Source organism: Streptomyces sp. NPDC002730, from assembly GCF_042888805.1.
Lineage (GTDB): Bacteria > Actinomycetota > Actinomycetes > Streptomycetales > Streptomycetaceae > Streptomyces.
The window spans coordinates 279,693-294,118 of the sequence record NZ_JBIAQG010000007.1; the positions used below are offsets into that span (position 1 = coordinate 279,693).

At 69.0% G+C, this 14,426-nt stretch carries 18 protein-coding genes and 5 tRNA genes; 17 read left to right on the forward strand and 6 right to left on the reverse strand.

What is annotated here, in order from left to right; all coding sequences use genetic code 11:
* Positions 1-2: 2 nt before the first annotated feature.
* The 8 genes from ACFYXH_RS19945 (at position 3) to ACFYXH_RS19980 (ending at position 2,735) form a co-directional block, all read left to right on the forward strand.
* Positions 3-722 (forward strand): HAD family hydrolase, encoded by a 720-nt coding sequence (locus ACFYXH_RS19945; RefSeq protein ID WP_389564428.1) that lies wholly within the window; start codon positions 3-5, stop codon positions 720-722.
* A gap of 87 nt (positions 723-809) precedes the next feature.
* Positions 810-881, forward strand: a tRNA-Gln gene (locus ACFYXH_RS19950).
* Positions 882-902: 21 nt separating this feature from the next.
* Positions 903-975 (forward strand) — tRNA-Glu (locus ACFYXH_RS19955).
* Positions 976-1,059: 84 nt separating this feature from the next.
* Positions 1,060-1,132 (forward strand) — tRNA-Glu (locus tag ACFYXH_RS19960).
* 13 nt (positions 1,133-1,145) lie between these two features.
* Positions 1,146-1,217: transfer RNA gene (locus ACFYXH_RS19965), tRNA-Gln, on the forward strand.
* Positions 1,218-1,248: 31 nt separating this feature from the next.
* A tRNA-Glu gene (locus ACFYXH_RS19970) sits at positions 1,249-1,321 on the forward strand.
* Positions 1,322-1,420: 99 nt separating this feature from the next.
* Positions 1,421-1,774: a lipid asymmetry maintenance protein MlaB gene (locus ACFYXH_RS19975; protein WP_389564431.1), complete on the forward strand. Its 354-nt coding sequence runs from the start codon at positions 1,421-1,423 to the stop codon at positions 1,772-1,774.
* Entirely contained in the window at positions 1,764-2,735 is a 972-nt protein-coding gene (locus tag ACFYXH_RS19980; protein ID WP_389564433.1) for an anti-sigma factor RsbA family regulatory protein, read from the forward strand. Before ACFYXH_RS19975 ends, ACFYXH_RS19980 begins: the two co-directional genes overlap by 11 nt.
* Positions 2,736-2,850: 115 nt before the next feature.
* Here ACFYXH_RS19980 and ndgR read toward each other — a convergent pair whose 3' ends face one another.
* Complete coding sequence (gene ndgR / locus ACFYXH_RS19985) at positions 2,851-3,567, reverse strand: IclR family transcriptional regulator NdgR (RefSeq protein WP_030361934.1); 717 nt, start codon at positions 3,565-3,567, stop codon at positions 2,851-2,853.
* 144 nt (positions 3,568-3,711) lie between these two features.
* On the opposite strand from ndgR, the gene leuC reads away from it, so the two are divergent.
* From leuC to ACFYXH_RS20005, 4 genes are all read left to right on the forward strand, one after another.
* A complete protein-coding gene (gene leuC, locus ACFYXH_RS19990; RefSeq protein ID WP_385305497.1) occupies positions 3,712-5,145 on the forward strand; it encodes a 3-isopropylmalate dehydratase large subunit in 1,434 nt (477 codons plus the stop codon).
* A 2-nt stretch (positions 5,146-5,147) separates the two neighbouring features.
* The gene (leuD, locus tag ACFYXH_RS19995; protein ID WP_327326307.1) at positions 5,148-5,741 is read left to right on the forward strand and encodes a 3-isopropylmalate dehydratase small subunit; all 594 of its coding nucleotides are present in this window, start codon (positions 5,148-5,150) and stop codon (positions 5,739-5,741) included.
* A gap of 104 nt (positions 5,742-5,845) precedes the next feature.
* On the forward strand, positions 5,846-6,073 hold the full coding sequence (locus tag ACFYXH_RS20000; RefSeq protein WP_389564437.1) for a hypothetical protein: 228 nt from the start codon (positions 5,846-5,848) through the stop codon (positions 6,071-6,073).
* Positions 6,074-6,215: 142 nt separating this feature from the next.
* Positions 6,216-6,866: an HU family DNA-binding protein gene (locus ACFYXH_RS20005; RefSeq protein WP_389564439.1), complete on the forward strand. Its 651-nt coding sequence runs from the start codon at positions 6,216-6,218 to the stop codon at positions 6,864-6,866.
* Positions 6,867-6,955: 89 nt separating this feature from the next.
* Here ACFYXH_RS20005 and ACFYXH_RS20010 read toward each other — a convergent pair whose 3' ends face one another.
* Both ACFYXH_RS20010 and cofC read right to left on the reverse strand, forming a co-directional pair.
* A complete protein-coding gene (locus ACFYXH_RS20010) occupies positions 6,956-7,159 on the reverse strand; it encodes a hypothetical protein (protein WP_327326309.1) in 204 nt (67 codons plus the stop codon).
* Between the two features lie 43 nt (positions 7,160-7,202).
* Positions 7,203-7,886 (reverse strand): 2-phospho-L-lactate guanylyltransferase, encoded by a 684-nt coding sequence (gene cofC, locus ACFYXH_RS20015; protein WP_389564442.1) that lies wholly within the window; start codon positions 7,884-7,886, stop codon positions 7,203-7,205.
* Between the two features lie 150 nt (positions 7,887-8,036).
* Here cofC and ACFYXH_RS20020 point away from each other — a divergent pair, with 150 nt between their 5' ends.
* The 3 genes from ACFYXH_RS20020 to ACFYXH_RS20030 all read left to right on the forward strand — a co-directional run bounded on the left by ACFYXH_RS20020 (position 8,037) and on the right by ACFYXH_RS20030 (position 11,023).
* The gene (locus tag ACFYXH_RS20020; RefSeq protein ID WP_389564445.1) at positions 8,037-8,789 is read left to right on the forward strand and encodes a lysophospholipid acyltransferase family protein; all 753 of its coding nucleotides are present in this window, start codon (positions 8,037-8,039) and stop codon (positions 8,787-8,789) included.
* Complete coding sequence (locus tag ACFYXH_RS20025) at positions 8,786-9,799, forward strand: NAD(P)H-dependent glycerol-3-phosphate dehydrogenase (RefSeq protein ID WP_389564448.1); 1,014 nt, start codon at positions 8,786-8,788, stop codon at positions 9,797-9,799. Before ACFYXH_RS20020 ends, ACFYXH_RS20025 begins: the two co-directional genes overlap by 4 nt.
* A gap of 66 nt (positions 9,800-9,865) precedes the next feature.
* Positions 9,866-11,023, forward strand: coding sequence for a D-alanine--D-alanine ligase family protein (locus ACFYXH_RS20030; protein ID WP_389564451.1), 1,158 nt, complete (start codon positions 9,866-9,868; stop codon positions 11,021-11,023).
* Positions 11,024-11,084: 61 nt separating this feature from the next.
* Here the strand turns inward: ACFYXH_RS20030 and ACFYXH_RS20035 are convergent, their stop codons facing one another.
* Complete coding sequence (locus tag ACFYXH_RS20035) at positions 11,085-11,558, reverse strand: DUF3515 domain-containing protein (RefSeq protein WP_389564453.1); 474 nt, start codon at positions 11,556-11,558, stop codon at positions 11,085-11,087.
* Positions 11,559-11,578: 20 nt separating this feature from the next.
* A complete protein-coding gene (locus ACFYXH_RS20040; protein WP_327326315.1) occupies positions 11,579-11,812 on the reverse strand; it encodes an Lrp/AsnC ligand binding domain-containing protein in 234 nt (77 codons plus the stop codon).
* A 229-nt stretch (positions 11,813-12,041) separates the two neighbouring features.
* On the opposite strand from ACFYXH_RS20040, the gene ACFYXH_RS20045 reads away from it, so the two are divergent.
* On the forward strand, positions 12,042-13,013 hold the full coding sequence (locus tag ACFYXH_RS20045) for a thiamine-phosphate kinase (RefSeq protein ID WP_327326316.1): 972 nt from the start codon (positions 12,042-12,044) through the stop codon (positions 13,011-13,013).
* A gap of 10 nt (positions 13,014-13,023) precedes the next feature.
* Entirely contained in the window at positions 13,024-13,812 is a 789-nt protein-coding gene (gene thiD, locus ACFYXH_RS20050; RefSeq protein WP_389564455.1) for a bifunctional hydroxymethylpyrimidine kinase/phosphomethylpyrimidine kinase, read from the forward strand.
* A gap of 131 nt (positions 13,813-13,943) precedes the next feature.
* Here thiD and rpmB read toward each other — a convergent pair whose 3' ends face one another.
* Positions 13,944-14,129 (reverse strand): 50S ribosomal protein L28, encoded by a 186-nt coding sequence (gene rpmB / locus ACFYXH_RS20055; RefSeq protein WP_003957616.1) that lies wholly within the window; start codon positions 14,127-14,129, stop codon positions 13,944-13,946.
* Positions 14,130-14,426: the final 297 nt, after the last annotated feature.

Genomic DNA, 14,426 nt, shown 5'->3' on the forward strand with positions numbered 1-14,426 from the left:
GCATGCCGATCCGCGCGGTTCTCTGGGACATCGATGACACGATCTTCGACTACGCCAGCGCCGACCGCGTCGGCATGCAAAGGCATCTGAACGCCGAGGGCCTGCCCGACGGATACGACTCCGTCGGGCAGGCCCTCGATGCGTGGCGCGAACTCACCCAGCTGCACTGGGCCCGGTTCGCCGGCGGCGAGACCGATTTCCAGGGGCAGCGCCGCGACCGCGTCCGGTCCTTTCTCCATAGGGAGCTGAGCGACGCGGACGCGGACGCCTGGTTCGAACGGCACGTCGCCCACTTCGAGGCCGCCTGGTCCCTCTTCCCCGACACCGTGCCCGTCCTGGACGTGCTGGCGGACGAGTACCGCCACGCCGTCCTGTCGAACGCCAGCATTCACAACCAGGACCGCAAGCTGCGCGCCCTGGGTGTACGGGACCGGTTCGAAGCCGTCGTGTGCGCCGTCGAACTCGGGGTCTCCAAGCCCGACGCCGGCGCCTTCCACGCCGCCTGTGACGCGATCGACCTCACGCCGCAGGAGGTGGCGTATGTGGGGGATCATCCCGATATCGACGCTCGCGGCGCCGTCGCCGCGGGGCTCACCGGCATCTGGCTCGATCGCACCGGCCTCGGTGGGCACCCTGAGCTCACTCGTATCACCGGCCTCGACCAGCTTCCTGGCCTGTTGCGGGGCGATACCCGTTTTGGAGCGCCGGACACCTTCAGGTAATGTTCTTCCTGCGCCGCCCGAGAGGGCCGAGAGGTCCGGCCGGGAAGCGCAAACCAAACAAACCCCCACCTGGGGGTTGAGTTTTGGTGGGCTATGGTGTAATTGGCAGCACGACGGTTTCTGGTTCCGTTAGTCTAGGTTCGAGTCCTGGTAGCCCAGCGCAGATCTCATCTGTAACAAGCCCCCGTTGTGTAGCGGCCTAGCACGCTGCCCTCTCAAGGCAGTAGCGCCGGTTCGAATCCGGTCGGGGGTACAGATCCATCCCGTTGATCATCAGGGTCGCACCCGATGATCGTGCGGTGACATCACCCGGCTCTTGCCGGGTGGGATCGCTAGGGCCCCCGTTGTGTAGCGGCCTAGCACGCCGCCCTCTCAAGGCGGTAGCGCCGGTTCGAATCCGGTCGGGGGTACTGGTCTATACCATGGGCTATGGTGTAATTGGCAACACGACGGTTTCTGGTTCCGTTGTTCTAGGTTCGAGTCCTGGTAGCCCAGCGCGGTCGAGTGATCGACCTGCAAGTAGCTAGCCCCCGTTGTGTAGCGGCCTAGCACGCCGCCCTCTCAAGGCGGTAGCGCCGGTTCGAATCCGGTCGGGGGTACGCATCGAGAAGGCCCTTCGCGAACCGCGGAGGGCCTTCTCGCGTCTGTTGCCTTCCTCTGCCTTCCTCCTGCGGCCGCGTCGGCGGGATACTCCGCGTATGGATGCTGCCGGCGCGGAACCCCTCGTACGCACCGCGGAGTTACGCATCACGCGCATCCGCCGACCGCCGGGCCTGAGCATCGAGGGCGTGGTTGACGTCCACACCCACCGCCATCTGCGTACCGCGCTCGAAGCGATCGCCTCGACCGACGGCGATGTCCAACTCGAGCTCTCCGGGCTCGAGTTCCTCGATCTCGGCGGACTGCGCATGCTGATTGCCTTCGCCGGAACGCGAGATGGGGGCCACCATGTGGAGCTGACCGGCCTCGCCCCGCATCTGCGGAATGTGATTGCTCTGGTCGGCTGGGACGACACTCCCGGTCTTCGGCTGGGAGCCCACCGTGTCAACTGACGCCCGGCCCAACGGTTTTGTGCACCATGCCTGTCTGTACCACGACGACGAAGAATTCCTGGCGATGGCAGTGCCGTTCGCCGAGGAGGGGCTGGACGCTGGGGAGCCCGTGCTGGCCGCGACGACGCCCGCCAACATCCAACTCCTGGGGGACGCCCTCGGGGAGCGGGCACACGCACTCGACACCGCGGACAGCGCCTACTTCGGCCGTCGCCCGGTGGAACGGGTCTCCGCGCTCCTGCGGTACGCGGACCGCGGCCGGATGTCCGGGCGTCCGGTGCGGATGATCGCCGAACCGGTCTGGGCCGGAAAATGCGCGCGGCAGATCGCCGAGTGGAAGCGGATGGAGTCCGGGCTCAATGTGCTGCTCGCGCACACCGACTCCCGGCTGATCTGCCCGTACGACACCCGGACCCTGCCCGGCCATGTCGTGGAGGCCGCCTGGGCCACCCATCCCGGCCATGTGGTGGGCGATCTGGTGCTGCCCTGCGGGACGTACACGGACCCGGAGGCTTATGCGGCGGCCGGTGAGCGGCCGCTCCCGCCGCCGCCTGCGAGCGCCGCGCTGCTCGCGCTGCCCGTGTCACTCGCCGCGGTACGGCGCTTCGCGCGGCTGCGGGCCGAGACGGCCGGGCTGCCGGGGGAGCGGGTGGCGCTGGCCGAGACACTGGCGAACGAGGCACTGACGTGGCTGGTGGCGCGGGGTGCGGCGGCCGGTGCGGAGCTACGGGTCTGGGAGGAGCCGGGCGCGGTGGTGTGGGACGTGCTGGCCACGGGGGCGGGGGCGGCCCTGCCTGGCCGCTTCGCGGGCTTCGCGCCGCCGGGGCCGGAGTCGTCCGCGGACGACGCGCTGTGGCTGCTGCGGACGCTGTCGGAGTCGCTGGACGTCCGCGTGGAGCCTGGAGGGGGCTTGCGGTTGCGCGCGGTGTGCGCGGGCCCACGGGTGCTCACCCAGGGCTGAGGCCGTGACCTGGGGCTCCGCCCGCGCCTCAATCGCCGGCGGGGCTTGTTTTCCGGAGGGGCTGGAAAATTCAGCCCCTCCGGCGATTGAGGAGACGCCCGAAGGGCGTGCCGCTTCAGCTGGTCCGGCGGAGCGCCTCGCTCAGGCGGCCCGCCGCGTCGATGACCGCCTGGGCGTGCATGCGGCCCGGGTGGCGCGTCAGACGCTCGATCGGCCCGGAGACCGAGACGGCGGCGACCACGCGGTTGGACGGGCCGCGTACGGGCGCGGAGACCGACGCGACGCCCGGCTCGCGCTCGCCGATCGACTGGGCCCAGCCCCGGCGCCGTACGCCGGACAGCGCCGTCGCCGTGAAACGGGCGCCCTGCAGTCCGCGGTGCAGCCGCTCCGGCTCCTCCCAGGCCATCAGGATCTGGGCCGAGGAGCCGGCCTTCATGGTGAGCGTGGAGCCGACCGGCACGGTGTCCCGCAGTCCGGACAGCCGCTCGGCCGCCGCCACACAGATCCGCATGTCTCCCTGCCGGCGGTAGAGCTGCGCGCTCTCGCCGGTCACATCGCGCAGATGCGTGAGTACGGGTCCGGCCGTGGCCAGCAGCCGGTCCTCGCCCGCCGCGGCGGCGAGCTCCGCCAGCCGCGGGCCGAGAATGAACCGGCCCTGCATGTCCCTCGCCACCATCCGGTGGTGTTCCAGTGCCACGGCAAGGCGATGTGCCGTGGGTCGTGCAAGCCCTGTCGCCGCGACCAGCCCGGCGAGGGTGGCCGGACCGGACTCCAGTGCGCTCAGTACCAGAGCTGCCTTGTCGAGAACGCCGACGCCGCTAGAGTTGTCCATGCAACGATATTCACGTCTCACACTGTGAAACGCAAGTTCAATTTTCCCAGGAACTTGCGACGCTGTAGTTGCGGCCCGCGGACCAACGGGCTCTGCACGAGATCTCTAGTTGTGTCGGCGGACCAGTCGGCCGGAGGGAAAGCGATGGGTAGGACACTCGCGGAGAAGGTCTGGGACGACCATGTCGTCCGGCGCGCGGAGGGCGAGCCCGACCTGCTCTTCATCGATCTGCATCTGCTGCACGAGGTGACCAGCCCCCAGGCCTTCGACGGGCTCCGGCAGAACGCCCGCCAGGTCCGGCGCCTCGACCTCACCATCGCGACCGAGGACCACAACACCCCGACGCTGGACATCGACAAGCCCATCGCGGACCCGGTCTCGCGCGCCCAGTTGGAAACGCTCCGTAAGAACTGTGCCGACTTCGGTGTCCGTCTGCACCCGCTGGGCGACATCGAGCAGGGCGTTGTCCACGTGGTGGGCCCGCAGCTGGGCCTGACCCAGCCCGGTACCACCGTGGTCTGCGGCGACTCGCACACCTCCACGCACGGCGCTTTCGGCGCGCTGGCGTTCGGCATCGGCACCTCCCAGGTGGAGCATGTGCTGGCCACCCAGACGCTGCCGCTGGCCCGTCCCAAGACCATGGCCATTACGGTCGAGGGTGAACTGCCCGACAGCGTCACCGCCAAGGACCTGATCCTGGCGATCATCGCGAAGATCGGTACCGGCGGCGGCCAGGGCTACATCCTGGAATACCGCGGCTCCGCCATCGAGAAGCTCTCGATGGAGGCCCGGATGACCATCTGCAATATGTCGATCGAGGCGGGCGCCCGGGCCGGAATGATCGCCCCGGACCGCACCACCTTCGACTATCTGCAGGGCCGCGACCACGCCCCCAAGGGCGCGGAGTGGGACGCCGCTGTCGCGTACTGGGAGACCCTGCGTACCGACGACGACGCCGTTTTCGACGCCGAGGTGTTCATCGACGCCGCCGAACTGGCGCCGTTCGTCACCTGGGGCACCAACCCCGGCCAGGGTGCGCCCCTGACGGCGAACGTCCCCGACCCGGCTTCGTACGAGGATGCTTCGGAGCGGCACGCCGCCGAAAAGGCCCTGGAATACATGGGGTTGAGTGCCGGCCAGCCGCTGCGCGACATCAAGGTCGACACCGTCTTCGTAGGCTCCTGCACCAACGGCCGTATCGAGGACCTGCGCAACGTGGCCGCCATCGTCGAGGGCCGCAAAGTCGCCGACGGCGTACGGATGCTGGTGGTCCCCGGCTCCGTACGGGTCGCGCTGCAGGCCGTCGAGGAGGGCTTGGACAAGGTCTTCACCGCCGCGGGCGCCGAATGGCGGCACGCCGGCTGCTCGATGTGTCTGGGCATGAACCCCGACCAACTGGCCCCCGGCGAGCGCTCCGCGTCCACCTCCAACCGCAACTTCGAGGGCAGGCAGGGCAAGGGCGGACGCACCCATCTGGTCTCGCCCCAGGTCGCCGCGGCCACAGCGGTACTGGGCCATCTGGCCTCTCCCGCCGATCTGTCCGACGCCGACGCCCGTACGCCCGCTGGAGCCCGATAACCATGGAAGCTTTCACCGCACACACCGGCCGGGCCGTACCGCTGCGCCGCAGCAACGTCGACACCGACCAGATCATCCCGGCCCACTGGCTGAAGAAGGTCACCCGCGACGGCTTCGAGGACGGCCTGTTCGAGGCCTGGCGCAAGGATTCGTCCTTCATCCTCAACCAGCCCGAGCGCAAGGGTGCCACGGTGCTGGTGGCCGGCCCCGACTTCGGCACCGGATCCTCCCGTGAGCACGCCGTATGGGCCCTGCAGAACTACGGCTTCAAGACCGTCATCTCCTCCCGGTTCGCCGATATCTTCCGCGGCAACTCGCTCAAGAACGGCCTGCTGACGGTGGTTCTGGAGCAGAAGGTCGTGGACGCGCTCTGGGAGCTGACCGAGGCCGACCCGACTGCCGAAATCACCGTGGACTTGGAGAAGCGACAGGTTCTGGCCACGGGAATCACGGCTGACTTCGAGCTTGACGAGAACGCCCGCTGGCGGCTGCTGAACGGTCTCGATGACATCAGCCTCACCCTTCAGAACGAAGCAGACATCGCCGCTTACGAGGCGTCCCGACCGGCCTTCAAACCCCGCACAATTGACGTCTGAGCAGCGGTTTTCCTGTACTGCGCCCCCCACCGTCCGGTGGGGGGCGCAGTCGCTTGTTGAGACCCTGTCGGGCGACAACTCGCCCCAGATGGCACAATCGGTGCATGGAACGCGACAGCCAACTCGAGCTCTACGAGGCAGTCGCCGCCCGATTGAAGGAAGCGCACACAAGGGTGCGTGAACTGCAAGTCCCGGAGGGCGTAAGGATGGCGCTGTCCCGGAAGCTGCTGGTCGTCACGGCCGCGGCGAAGCACGATCTCCCGGATGCGGCAAGGCGTCTGGACCGCTTGATGAAGGACCTCGACGAGGGCCGATTCCCTGCAGGCGACTGACACCCGGAGTTCCGCGACGGTCGACTTCGTTGCGGCACTAGGGTGATTAGCCCGTTTCGTGTTTGATTTGCGGTATATATCTGCCTAACGTGCGAAAAAGCCTGGACGCATTCGTTCCGGCAATGTCTCCGAAGGGGAAGACGTGAACAAGGCGCAGCTCGTAGAAGCGATTGCCGACAAGGTCGGAGGCCGTCAGCAGGCCGCCGAGGCTGTCGACGCGGTACTTGACGCGATCGTCCGCGCAGTTGTCGGCGGAGACCGGGTTTCGGTCACCGGCTTCGGCTCGTTCGAGAAGGTCGACCGTCCGGCCCGTTACGCCCGCAACCCGCAGACGGGTGAGCGCGTACGGGTCAAGAAGACCTCCGTTCCGCGCTTCCGTGCGGGACAGGGCTTCAAGGACCTGGTGAGCGGCTCGAAGAAGCTCCCCAGGGGTGGCGAGGTCTCCGTCAAGAAGGCTCCCAAGGGAAGCCTCTCGGGCGGTGCTTCCACTCGTACAGCGGTCAAGAAGGCCGCCGCCAAGAAGGTCGCGGCGAAGAAGGTCGCGGCGAAGAAGGCGACGACGAAGAAGACCACGGCGGCAAAGAAGACGACCGCCAAGAAGACCACGGCGAAGAAGGCCACGGCGAAGAAGGCCACCGCCAAGAAGGCGGCTCCGGCGAAGAAGACCACGGCCAAGAAGGCGGCGGCCAAGAAGACCGCCCCCGCCAAGAAGGCCACCGCCAAGAAGGCGCCCGCCAAGAAGACGACGGCGCGCAAGACGACCGCCAAGAGGACCGCTGCCAGGAAGAAGTAAGCGGCAAAGGGTCACAGGGCCACTCACGCGCCGGGCCGGACTCCCCCAGGGGAGCCCGGCCCGCGGCGTTTCCGTGGCGTTCGCAGTGGTCAGAGGGTCTGCAGCGTCACCAGCGTGATGCGGAGGGACGTGCCCTCGCCCTCGGTCTCGATACGGACCCGCTGGCCCGGCCGGAGCAGTCGCAGACCGCCCGCGTCGAAGGCCGCGGCATCGAACTCCACCGGCGTGCCGTCGTCGAGCAGCACGCTCCCGCTGCGGGTTTCGGAGTCGTATGTGTACGAGGTCGCCTGCATACGCGCCAGCCTATCCGCCTCTTCGGCCGTCCACGGCGTGGGCTCAGCCGTCCATGACGTGGGCGCCGGACTGCCAGCGCTCCGCGGTACGCGGCCCCACGCCGAGCACGAGCGCGGCCTTCAGATCGTCCCCGGTGTCCACGTCCTGCCGTACCGAATCGACCCCGTCGAGCAGGATTTCCGCAGCCCCCGAAGCCCAGTGCCGGCGCCGCGAGCGGTCGCCGAAAGCAGGACGCAATTCCACGCCGGGCGCTGCCGAGAGGAATGTCGTGCCGATTCCGGCCGCATCCGTCAGAAATGCCCGGGGAAATACCGAAGCTGTCGCCAGGACCCGCGCCAATTCCGCGGGACGCAATGCGGGCAGATCGGCGTTGAGTGCGGCGACCGCCGCGGCGGGCCGTACCGCCCGCACCGCTTCCGCCCCGTGCGCCAGCGCCGCGTTGAGCCCCGCCGCAGGAGCGTCCGGCACGATCCGCGCACCCAGTGCGGCCAGCTCGACCGCCGCCGCGGGATCGTCCGTGACGACCGCCACATCCCGCACCGCCGGGCAGGCCAGCGCCGCCGCCACGGTGTCCTGGGCGAAAGCGAGTGCCAGATGCGGCCGCAGAATGTCGTCCGCCGCCTCCGCGAGCCTGCTCTTGGCCAGTACGAGGGGCTTCAGCGGGACGACCAGGGACCAGAGGGGCGTCGGGTCGGTGTTCGTGGCGGGCTCTCCGTCCGTGCGCATCGGGTGCCCATTGTCGCCTGAGCCCGCGAAGATCCGGAGGGCTGGGCCTGTGGCCGGGGCGTACGGTGTTCTCGACAGACCAGGGGCCTGGGGCGACACTTGACCCCCAGCAGCCAGGCAGCATGCCCGGTGATAGAGGAAGGTGTCCGAGTGTCCCGCCGTACAATCGGCTTCTGGTACCGCCTGGCGGCGGTCATCACTAAACCGCCGCTGTTGCTTCTGTTCAGGCGGGACTGGCGAGGAATGGAACACATTCCGGCTGACGGCGGATTTATCACCGCCATCAATCACAACTCGTATCTCGACATGTTCTCGTACGGTCACTTCCAGTACAACACCGGACGTGTACCCCGATTCCTGGCCAAGGCCGCGCTCTTCAAAGCGCCCGGTGTGGGGATCCTTCTGCGAGGTACCGGCCAGATTCCCGTCTATCGCGAGTCCTCCAACGCCTTCGGCGCCTTCCGCGCCGCCGTGGAAGCCGTGGAGCGCGGTGAATGCGTCGCCTTCTACCCCGAGGGCACTCTCACCCGCGATCCCGGCCAATGGCCGATGACTGCGAAGACCGGAGTGGCGCGTGCGGCACTGCTGACCAAGGCGCCGGTGGTGCCTGTCGCCCAGTGGGGCGCCAACTTGGCGATGCCGCCGTACGCCAAGGAGAACAAGGTCCGCTTCTTCCCCCGCAAGACGCTCCAGGTGAAGGCGGGGCCGCCGGTCGACCTCACGCCCTTTTACGACAAGGAGCCGACGCCGGAGGTGCTGAAGGAGGCGACCGAGATCATCATGTCCGCCATCACCGGCCTGCTGGAGGACCTGCGCGGCGAGCGGGCACCCGAGAAGCCGTACGATCTGCGCGAAATCCGCGCTCAGGAGCGCCGCAAGGCCGCCGAGGAGGGCACCAAGTGACGCGCGCAGCCGCCAGGGCAGCAGTATTCGGAACCGGCTCGTGGGGCACGGCGTTCGCCATGGTCCTCGCCGACGCGGGCTGCGAGGTGACCCTCTGGGCCCGCCGCCCCGAAGTCGCCGAAGCCGTCAACACCACCCGCACCAACCCCGACTATCTGCCGGGAATTGAGCTTCCGGAGTCGGTACGCGCCACCACCGACCCCGCCGAGGCCGCGGCCGGCGCCGACTTCACGGTCCTCACCATCCCCTCGCAGACCCTGCGCGGCAACCTCGCCGACTGGGTGCCCCTGCTGGCGCCCGACACCGTGCTCGTCTCCCTCATGAAGGGCGTCGAACTCGGCACCGCCAAGCGGATGAGCGAGGTCATCGAGGAGGTCGCCAAGGTCTCCGCGGACCGGGTCGCCGTGGTCACAGGACCCAACCTCGCCAAGGAGATCGCCCAGCGCCGGCCCGCCGCGGCCGTGGTCGCCTGCCGCGACGAAGCCGTCGCACAGCGCCTCCAGTCCGCCTGCCACACCCCGTACTTCCGCCCGTACACCAACACCGACGTCGTCGGCTGTGAACTCGGCGGCGCGGTCAAGAACGTCATCGGTCTCGCCGTCGGCATCGCTGACGGCATGGGCCTCGGCGACAACGCCAAGGGCTCGCTCATCACCCGCGGCCTCGCCGAGACCACCCGCCTCGGCCTCGTGATGGGCGCCGACCCGATGACCTTCTCCGGCCTCGCCGGACTCGGCGACCTGGTCGCGACCTGCTCGTCGCCGCTCTCCCGCAACCACACCTTCGGCACCAACCTCGGGCGCGGCATGACGCTCCAGGAGACCATCGCGGTCACCAAGCAGACCGCTGAAGGCGTCAAGTCCTGTGAGTCGGTGCTCGATCTGGCGCGCCGGCACGGGGTCGACATGCCGATCACCGAGACGGTCGTCGGCATCGTCCACGACGGCAAACCGCCGGTGGTCGCGCTCAAGGAGCTGATGTCACGCAGTGCCAAGCCGGAGCGCAGCTGACGTGGCCCGTTGTGCCCTGTGGGGGGAATCCCCCCGCGCCTTCCAAGCGGGTAGTCTCATCGCGATATGAGCAGCGAGAACCTCCCCCAGAGCCCTGAGCAGCAGCTCCGCAAGCCGCGCGTAGCCGTCGTCTTCGGCGGTCGCAGCTCCGAACACGGAATCTCCGTGGTCACCGCCGGTGCCGTGCTGCGGGCCATCGACCGTACGAAGTACGACGTACTGCCGATCGGCATCACGACGGACGGCCGGTGGGCGCTCACCGCCGACGACCCGGACCGGATGGCCATCGCCGACCGCAGGACGCCCAGCGTCGAGCAGCTGGCCGAGTCCGCCGACGGTGGTGTGGTGCTCTCCGTCGATCCGGCCAACCGCGAGGTCGTCTACAGCGAACCCGGCTCCGTGCCCAAGGTGCTCGGCGAGGTCGACGTCGTCTTCCCGATGCTGCACGGTCCGTACGGCGAGGACGGCACCCTCCAGGGCCTGCTGGAGCTCTCCGGCGTCCCGTACGTCGGCTCCGGCGTCCTCGCCTCGGCCGTCGGCCAGGACAAGGAGTACATGAAGCGGGTGTTCATCTCCTTCGGGCTGCCGGTCGGTCCGTTCGAGGTCATCCGCCCCCGCGAGTGGGAGCAGGACCCGTCCGCCGCCCGCAAGAAGATCATCGACTTCGCCGGTGAGCACGGCTGGCCGCTCTTCGTGAAGCCCGCGCGCGCCGGCTCCTCGATCGGCATCACCAAGGTCGACGACCTCTCCGGCCTTGACGACGCGATCGCCGAGGCGCAGCGCCACGATCCCAAGATCCTGGTGGAGTCGCTGCTGCGCGGCCGCGAGATCGAGTGCGGAGTGCTCGAGTTCGAGGACGGTCCGCGCGCCAGCGTGCCGGCCGAGATCCCGCCGGTCACGGCGCATGAGTTCTACGACTTCGAGGCCAAGTACATCGACTCGGCGGCCGGTCTCGTGCCCGCGCCGCTGACCCCGGAGCAGACCGCCGAGGTGCGGCGGCTCGCGGTCGAGGCCTTCGACGCCGCGTCCTGCGAGGGACTGGTCCGCGCCGACTTCTTCCTGCAGGAGAACGGCGAGTTCGTGATCAACGAGATCAACACCATGCCGGGCTTCACGCCCATCTCGATGTACCCGCGGATGTGGCAGGAGAGCGGCATCAGCTACTCGGAGCTGGTGGACAAGCTGATCCAGGCGGCACTGCGCCGCCCGACCGGCCTGCGCTAGGGCACGTTTGAGAAGGAGCGCCGCTTAGAGGCAGCGCCGCCCGACCGGCCTGCGCCAGAGGTCAAAGGCTGGCCGGGACCGTCTTCTTGACGGGCCCGGCCAGATCTGTGAGCGGTCCGATGTCATGGGCGTACTGCTTCCCCAGCGTGACCTCGACATAGGTCTTGCGGTAGGTGGTGGTGAACCGGGGCCCGGCTTCCCGCTGCTCCAGCAGCCAGTTGACCCCGTTCACCTCCACGCCCTTCGACTGGGGGTCGCTCATCTTCTCCGGCCGGGGGACGCCGCAGCGCAGTACGATCGCGGCATCGCCCCAGCCGGCGGTCAGTTCGGAAGCCGGTTCGGGGTCGTTGCGGTCCTGTCCGGCGACGGAATCGGGCAGCTCCTTGTGCAGCGCACGGCACAAGGAGGCCTCCTCCGGCGGGGGGCTGGGAACCGTGATCGACGCCGCTGCGTCCGTGGAGGAGCAGCCCGCGGCAGCCAAGAGCACAACGGCGGCTGCGGACAGGCAGAAGGGCCGGCGTCGGTATGAAGTCACCGGCCAAGCGTAGACGGGGGCTACAGGTGCACGACCGGGCAGGTCAGGGTGCGGGTGATGCCGTCCACTTGCTGGATCTTGGCGACCACCATGCGACCGAGATCATCGACCGTCTCGGCCTGGGCGCGCACAATCACGTCATAGGGACCGGTTACGTCCTCGGCCTGTATCACTCCCGGAATCTTGCCGATGGTCTCGGCGACGGTCGACGCCTTGCCCACCTCGGTCTGAATAAGGATGTACGCCTGTACCACGGAACCTCCAGGGCGGCCACGAGGATCATGTGGGGAGAGAAGAAACGCCACGGTATCGCGTCGCCGCGGGCTGCGGGGAGACCTGCGCGCCGGGCGATGTCCGCAGCGTGGCGTACGAAATGCAGAAGTTGGCGTATGTCTTGACGGTACGTACCGCGAAGACGGCTCGCGACCGCAAGCAAGCAGCACTGCCGGGCGTTCCGGCAGGACGACGGAGAGGTGAGACTCGGTGAAGGGCACTGTGGGCGAGTTGGGGGAGTTCGGGCTCATCAGGGAGCTCACCTCCCGGCTCACCTCCACCCCCGCGGTACGGCTGGGGCCCGGCGACGACGCCGCGGTCGTGGCCGCACCCGACCGCAGGGTTGTGGCAAGTACGGACATCCTGCTCGAGGGACGGCACTTCCGCCGCGACTGGTCGACGGCGTACGACGTAGGCCGCAAGGCCGCCGCCCAGAACCTGGCCGACATCGCCGCGATGGGCGCGGTCCCGACCGCGCTGCTGCTCGGCCTGGTCGTCCCGGCCGAACTCCCGGTCACCTGGGCCACCGAGCTGATGGACGGCATCCGGGACGAGTGCCAGGTCGCGGGCGCGGCGGTGGTCGGCGGCGATGTCGTACGAGGCGACCTCATCACCCTCGCGATCACCGCGCTCGGCGATCTGCGCAACCACGAGCCGGTCACCCGGGCCGGCGCCCAGCCCGGCGATGTCGTCGCGTACACCGGCTGGTTGGGGTGGTCGGCGGCCGGGCACGCGGTGCTCTCGCGCGGCTTCCGCTCGCCGCGCGCCTTCGTCGAGGCGCACCGGCGGCCCGAGCCGCCGTACCACGCGGGCCCGGCGGCGGCCGGCCTCGGCGCCACCGCCATGACCGATGTCAGCGACGGACTCGTCGCCGACCTCGGGCACATCGCGGATGCCAGCAAGGTCCGTATCGACCTGCGGTCCGGCCTCATCGACATCCCCAGCCAGATGAACGACATCGGCCAGGCGGTCGGCGTCGATCCGCTGCAGTGGGTGCTGACCGGGGGAGAGGACCATGCGATCGTCGCGACCTTCCCTCCGGACGCGAAGCTGCCGGCCCGCTGGAAGGTGATCGGCGAGGTGCTCAATCCCTCGGCGCTGCCACAGGTGACCGTCGACGGTGCGCCGTGGACCAGCAAGAGCGGCTGGGACCACTTCGGGGACATCGAGGACGGCAAGTAGATTCGGGGGCATGGACATACCCCCTCGCGTGCTCACCGTCGCCGGGTCCGACTCCGGCGGCGGTGCCGGCATTCAGGCCGACCTGAAGACCATGCTGGCGCTCGGAGTGCACGGCATGAGCGTGCTCACCGCCGTCACCGCGCAGAACTCCCTGGGGGTGCAGGGCGCGTGGGAACTGCCCGTCGAAGCGGTACGGGCCCAGTACCGCAGCGTCGTCGACGACATCGGCGTCCAGGCGGTGAAGACCGGCATGCTGGCGTCGGCGCCACTCGTCGAGACGGTCGCCGAGCTGCTGGCCGGCACGGACGCGCCGGTGGTCGTGGACCCCGTGGGCGTCTCCAAGCACGGGGACCCGCTGCTGGCCGCCTCCGCACTCGACTCCGTACGCACCAAGCTCCTGCCGCTGGCGACCGTGGCCACGCCCAACCTCGACGAGGTGACCCAGCTGACCGGCGTCGCGGTGAGCGACGAGGACGGGATGCGCCGGGCCGCGGACGCCGTGCTCGGTTTCGGACCGCGCTGGGCACTGATCAAGGGCGGGCATCTCGCGGGCGACGCGGTGGATCTGCTGACGGACGGCGTGGAGGAGCACTGGCTCCGCGCGCCTCGGCACGACAACCGGCATACGCACGGGACGGGCTGCACGCTGGCGTCCGCCGTCGCCGCGGGGCTGGCGAAGGGAATGGAGGTCCCTCGGGCCGTACGGGCCGCTAAGGAGTACGTCACGGGCGCGATCGCGGCCGGATTCGCGCTGGGAGGCGGGATCGGTCCTGTGGATCACGCGTGGCGTCTGCGCTGACGGGCGCGAGGGGTGCGCCGGATGCGGCGGGGCGGGGCGGGGAGTGCGCGGGAACGGCGAAAAGCCGGCCCACCGAGGTGGACCGGCTTTCAAGGCAACCGCAGGGGCTGCGCTACGACGAAACGTCGCGGTTAGCGCGAGACCTTGCCGGCCTTGATGCACGAGGTGCAGACGTTGAGCCGCTTCGGCGTCCGACCGACCACGGCACGCACGCGCTGGATGTTCGGGTTCCAGCGACGGGACGTACGGCGGTGCGAGTGCGAAATGTTGTTGCCGAAGCCCGGCCCCTTGCCGCAGACGTCGCAGTTGGCAGCCACGGGTCACTCCAAAGACTTCAGATGCACTTACAGTGAATTCCGGCGCACCGGATCAGTGATCTGATTTGGTGACTTTGCCGGGGGAATGGCCCGACTTTCATCGGGCAACCGGAGCAGCATACAACGACTGCGTCCGAGATACGAAACTACCATGGCTTCTCCCGCACCCGCCCCGGCCCTTGGCCCCGACCGGGGTCTACCCTGCGGTGCAAACCCCGCAGCCCACGGCCCTGTCCGGCCGCTCAAGGAGGATCACCAGGTGCCAGAGAAGGAGGCGCGGCCCGCGGGGCCTCCCTT

Excerpts from the sequence above, each read along its gene's own strand:
- ACFYXH_RS19945 (WP_389564428.1), top strand. The coding sequence starts at position 3 with ATGCCGATCCGCGCGGTTCTCTGGGACATCGATGACACGATCTTCGAC.
- thiD (WP_389564455.1), top strand. The coding sequence starts at position 13,024 with ATGGACATACCCCCTCGCGTGCTCACCGTCGCCGGGTCCGACTCCGGC.
- leuD (WP_327326307.1), top strand. The coding sequence starts at position 5,148 with ATGGAAGCTTTCACCGCACACACCGGCCGGGCCGTACCGCTGCGCCGC.
- ndgR (WP_030361934.1), bottom strand. The coding sequence starts at position 3,567 with ATGGACAACTCTAGCGGCGTCGGCGTTCTCGACAAGGCAGCTCTGGTA.
- ACFYXH_RS20010 (WP_327326309.1), bottom strand. The coding sequence starts at position 7,159 with ATGCAGGCGACCTCGTACACATACGACTCCGAAACCCGCAGCGGGAGC.
- ACFYXH_RS20030 (WP_389564451.1), top strand. The coding sequence starts at position 9,866 with ATGAGCAGCGAGAACCTCCCCCAGAGCCCTGAGCAGCAGCTCCGCAAG.
- leuC (WP_385305497.1), top strand. The coding sequence starts at position 3,712 with ATGGGTAGGACACTCGCGGAGAAGGTCTGGGACGACCATGTCGTCCGG.
- ACFYXH_RS19975 (WP_389564431.1), top strand. The coding sequence starts at position 1,421 with ATGGATGCTGCCGGCGCGGAACCCCTCGTACGCACCGCGGAGTTACGC.
- cofC (WP_389564442.1), bottom strand. The coding sequence starts at position 7,886 with ATGCGCACGGACGGAGAGCCCGCCACGAACACCGACCCGACGCCCCTC.
- ACFYXH_RS20000 (WP_389564437.1), top strand. The coding sequence starts at position 5,846 with ATGGAACGCGACAGCCAACTCGAGCTCTACGAGGCAGTCGCCGCCCGA.